Raw genomic sequence first — 4,574 nt, forward strand, 5'->3', positions numbered from 1 at the left:
CGCGAGGCCACCGGCCGCCAGGAACGCCGCGGCCCTGATCGTCGTGGGGATCCGGGCCAGCCAGGGCATGAGGAGGGGCACCAGGACGATCGAGGGGAGTCCGGCCGTACGGAGCGTGAGCAGATCGGAGGACGACGTCACACCATAGATCTGCAAACCGGTGTAAACGGCCACGAAGCCCACCATCAACATGATCGTGGCGATGTACCGGAGCCCGAGAACGCGATGGAACAGCAGTCCCGGCACCGCCCGATAGACCGACAGCAGCGAGCCGGAGCCCTCGCGCTGCAGGTCGGGCAGCATGATCGCCCGCACGCCCAGGAAAGCCAGCAGGAAACCGGCCGCCGACAGCAGGAAGAGCCCGCGCCAGCCGATCGTGTTCACCATCAATTGGGCGGCGACCTGGAGCACCACGGCCGAGGCGAGGAACGCGCCGGTCACCGCCGCGATCGCGACCACCCGCCGGCGCGGCTCGACCCGTTCCGCCAGGTACGCCATGCCCGCGGGCGGGAACATCGCCACCGCCAGCCCCTGCACGGCCCGCAACACGAACGCCACCTCGGGGGACGGGCTCAACGCCACCGCCGCCGAGGTGACCGCGGCCAGCGGCAGTCCGATCATCAGCAACCTGCGACGCCCGTAGCGGTCGGACAGCGGGCCGAACACCAGGAAGCCGGCGCCGTACCCGATGCCGAACGCGGTCACCAGCCAGGTCAGCCCGCCCGGCGAGGACTCCCAGCCGGTGGCCATGTCGTGCAGGAGCGGGATCACGACGTACAACTGGCCGCTGACCAGCACGGCGGTGAGGGTGAACGCCGTCATCGTGCGCCCGAACGGGGCGCGGGCCGGTGTGGTCGCCGCGAGGTGGGGCGGTGCGCAAGGAGTGGTTGTTGCCATGTGCCGGGACGGTAGCCAACCAACTAGTTGGATGTCAACTAGACAGTTGGATTGCAACCAACTGGTTGGTGGCTATCATGGGCGGCATGGCATCCAAGGTCTCGACCGCCGCCACGCGCGCCGCCCTGCTGGAGGCCGCGCGGGAGGAGTTCGCCGCGTACGGCGTGGCGGGCGCCCGCGTGGATCGCATCGCCGAGCGCGCCGGCGTTAACAAGGAACGCATCTACGGACATTTCGGCAGCAAGGAGAAGCTGTTCGACGCCGTTATCACGGAGGCGCTCGACGACCTGACCAGGCAGATCGCCCTCCCCGGCGGCGATCCAGCGGACTACGTGGCCAAGCTGACGGACTACTACCACACCCATCCCGAGCTGGTGCGGCTGCTGATGTGGGAGGCGCTCAACTACCGCGGTCCGGACCTGCTGCCTGGGCAGGAGGCGCGGGTGGAGCGCTGCGCCCGCAAGACCCGTTCGCTGGCGGAGGGGCTGGGGGTGGAGCCCTCTGCGGGGGTGGCGCGGATGGTGTTCCTGCTGACGGGGCTGGCGTTGTTCCCGTCGATGATGCCGCAGCTCGGGCGTATCATCCTGGGCGACGCCGCGGACGACCACGAGGCCATGCGGGACCAGATCGCCGAGATCGTGGCGGCCGGCTTCAAGTAACGGCGAGCCGCACAGTCGCGTGGACGCCACATCGGCGAGGAGATGCGCGGGGGAGCCCGGCGTTACGTGGTCAGGGTGATCATGGGTGGGCGTTCGCCTATCCCGATGTCGCGGAGCAGCACGTCGTGCCCGTCCAACCCCCTGCGGAACTGCGTCAACCGTACCGAAGGCTCATGGCACGAATGGATCTTGCCCTGCCGTCGCAACCGCGACCAGGCAGCCAGCATGATCTGGGACGCCATCCCCCCGAGCGCCTCGGTCGACTGTGGGGAGTGCTCGCGCGACCCCAGGTCCACCTGCGCGAGCGCGTCCAGCCCGGCCAGCTCCAGCAGATCGATCAGCAGCCCGAGCTCCACTCCGTACCCGGTGAGGAACGGCACCCGTTCCAGGGCCGAGCGGCGGCCGGCGTACTCACCGGCCAGGGGCTGGACGAAGCCGGCCAGTTGGGGCCAGTGGAGGTTGATCAGGGGGCGGGCCACGAGCTCCGTGACGCGGCCGCCTCCGTTGGAGATGCCGTTCAACGGCCGGTCATAGCAGCCCTTCGAGTACACCACGGTGGGGTCCGCGAGGAGGGGCCCGAGCAGGCCAAATATCAGGGAAGCACGAAATTTCCGGATATCTGCGTCGGCAAACACCAGCACGTCCCCTGAGGTCACCGCCAGCGACTTCCACAGTGCCTCACCCTTGCCGTCCAGCGGCACGAGCTGCGGCAGGATCTCGTCCTGGGCATGCACGCAGGCCCCCGCCCGCGCGGCCACGAGCGCCGTGTCGTCGGAGGAACGCGAGTCGATCACCACGATCTCGTCAATGAGCCCGGCCAGCTCCCGCCGGATCACCCTGACGATCTCGCCCACGGTCTCCCGCTCGTCGCGGGCCGGAAGCACCACGCTCACCGTGGTCTTCCCCTTGGCGGCCTTCAGGTCCCGGAGCGGCCAGTCCGCGGCGGACGAAGTACGGCGCCGCAACCATCTTCGCACTTCAGAGAGCATGCGACACCTCCCCCCGTGTCCCACATATCAGCTTATGCGGTGGTGGCGTGCCGCTCCAGGAACGTATACACGTCGGCCTCGTCCACCCCCGGGAACGAGCCCGGCGGCAGCGCGGCCAGGACGTGGGAGTTGGCGCGGGCGGACGGCCAGGCGTACCCCTCCCAGCGTTCGGCCAGGTCAGCGGGCGGGCGGCGGCAGCAGTCACCGTTGGGGCAGTTGGACCTGGTGCGGTTGGTGGTCTCACGGCCCCTGAACCAGCGTGACTCCTTGTACGGCACCCCCAGCGTGATGGCGAAGTCCCGCTCGCGCGACGGATCCACGTGCGCCACGCAGAAATAGGTCCCGGTGGGCGAGTCGGAGTACTGGTAGTACACCGAGAACCGATCGGGCGAGGCGAACACCTGCCGCCCCGACCACTGCAGGCACATCCGCTGCCCCTCGATGGCCCCCTGCTCGTCGGCCGGGAAGACGATGCCGTCGTTCTCGTACGCCTTGTAGATGGTGCCACCGGCGTCGTTGCGCACAAAGTGGCAGACGAGGCCGAGGTGGTGGGTGGCGAGGTTGGTGAAGCGGTGGGCGGCCATCTCGTACGAGACCGCGAACACGTCCCGCAGGTCCTCCACCGACAGCGCCCGGTCGGCCTTGGCCTCCTGGAGGTAGGGCGCGGCGGCCCGCTCGGGGACGAGGACGGCGGCGGCGAAGTAGTTCGCCTCGGTGCGCTGGCGCAGGAAGTCGGCGAAGTCACGCGGCTTGCCGTGGCCGAGCGCGAGGTGGCCGAGGGTCTGGAGCAGGATCGTGCGCGGGGTGTGCATGCCGAGCTGCTCGTGTTTGACGTAGATGCGGCGGTTGCGAAGGTCTGTGATGGAACGTACGGACCGGGGCAGATCTTGCGCGGTGTGCACGGTATAGCCGAAATGCGTGACCAGGCTCTGGATCGTGCTCTGCGAGAGGGCACCCGTGCGGTAGCCGACCGCGTCGAGCGCCTTGGCGGCGTCCTGCTCGATCTCGCCGAAGTAGTTGCCCACCTCACGCTGCCTGCGCCGCAGCTCGGCGTTGGCGGCCCTGGCCTCCTCCGGGGTGGCGGTGCCGCGGGCCTGCCTGGCACGCAGCTCGCCGTACAAGCCGAGGAGGTGTTCGAGCACGTCGTTCGGCACGCGCGCGGAGACCTTCAGGCGCGGCAGCCCGAGCCCGGCGTAGATGGGGTCGCGCTGCGCCTCCTCCAGCGCGATCTCGAGCTGGGCGCGGCGGTTGGGCGCCTGGCGGCGCAGCAGTTCCTCGACGGGCACGCCCAGGGCGGCGGCCAGCGCCTTGAGCAGCGAGAGCTTGGGCTCGCGCTTGCCGTTCTCCAGCAGCGACAGCTGGCTGGGCGCTCTGCTGACGCGCGAGCCGAGGTCCGACAGGGTGAGGCCGCGCTGTTTGCGCAGGTGGCGTAGGCGCTGACCAAACGCGATCAGATCAAGCTCCTGCGTCAAAGACAGCGGTTCTTCACCTAGCAAGGGCGCCATGCAGGCATCTTAGGCAGAAAATCGGCCCTTTTTCTAGCCTCCACGCCGACCCCCGAGACAGGGGGTGCGTCACTCGGATTGGTCTAGGCCAACGGGAAAACTATGGATTTCTTCACAGCTGAATACCCGCGAGTAATGCCTGTTTGGGAAACTTACACGATTCTTCTCCCAGCCATCGACTATTGACCGGCCCTGCCGGGGCACAGACTCGGCGTGAGCCCCAGGGGACGAAAAGGAGCGAACAATGATCGATCGCCTCAAGGGAGCTGCTGAGCAGCTGCAGGACGAATGGGACAACGACCCTCGCTGGGAGGGCGTCGAGCGCACGTACCGCGCCGAAGACGTGATCAGGTTGCGCGGCAGTGTGCAGGAGGAGCACACGCTGGCCCGGCTGGGTGCCGAGCGGCTGTGGGACCTGCTGCACATCGAGGACTACGTGAACGCCCTCGGTGCGCTGACCGGCAACCAGGCGGTCCAGCAGGTGAAGGCGGGTCTGAAGGCGATCTACCTGTCCGGCTGGCAGG

At 68.5% G+C, this 4,574-nt stretch carries 4 protein-coding genes and 1 pseudogene; 2 read left to right on the top strand and 3 right to left on the bottom strand.

What is annotated here, in order from left to right; genetic code table 11:
• Positions 1 to 897, bottom strand: an 897-nt coding sequence (locus AB0J09_RS56980; RefSeq protein WP_360711141.1) for an MFS transporter, incomplete at its 3' end; no start/stop codon positions are given.
• Between the two features lie 86 nt (positions 898 to 983).
• Between AB0J09_RS56980 and AB0J09_RS56985 the strand changes: the two genes are divergently transcribed.
• Positions 984 to 1,556: a TetR/AcrR family transcriptional regulator gene (locus tag AB0J09_RS56985; RefSeq protein WP_360711144.1), complete on the top strand. Its 573-nt coding sequence runs from the start codon at positions 984 to 986 to the stop codon at positions 1,554 to 1,556.
• Between the two features lie 62 nt (positions 1,557 to 1,618).
• Here the strand turns inward: AB0J09_RS56985 and AB0J09_RS56990 are convergent, their stop codons facing one another.
• Together AB0J09_RS56990 and AB0J09_RS56995 are read right to left on the bottom strand one after the other, a co-directional pair.
• Positions 1,619 to 2,545, bottom strand: a complete 927-nt coding sequence (locus AB0J09_RS56990; RefSeq protein WP_360711146.1) for a glucosyl-3-phosphoglycerate synthase — start codon at positions 2,543 to 2,545, stop codon at positions 1,619 to 1,621.
• Positions 2,546 to 2,577: 32 nt separating this feature from the next.
• Positions 2,578 to 4,017, bottom strand: a complete 1,440-nt coding sequence (locus AB0J09_RS56995) for a helix-turn-helix domain-containing protein (protein ID WP_360711149.1) — start codon at positions 4,015 to 4,017, stop codon at positions 2,578 to 2,580.
• Between the two features lie 277 nt (positions 4,018 to 4,294).
• Between AB0J09_RS56995 and AB0J09_RS57000 the strand changes: the two are divergent.
• Positions 4,295 to 4,574: pseudogene (locus tag AB0J09_RS57000) on the top strand (isocitrate lyase); the annotation flags it as partial.

The organism is Nonomuraea sp. NPDC049784 (assembly GCF_040659615.1).
GTDB lineage: Bacteria > Actinomycetota > Actinomycetes > Streptosporangiales > Streptosporangiaceae > Nonomuraea.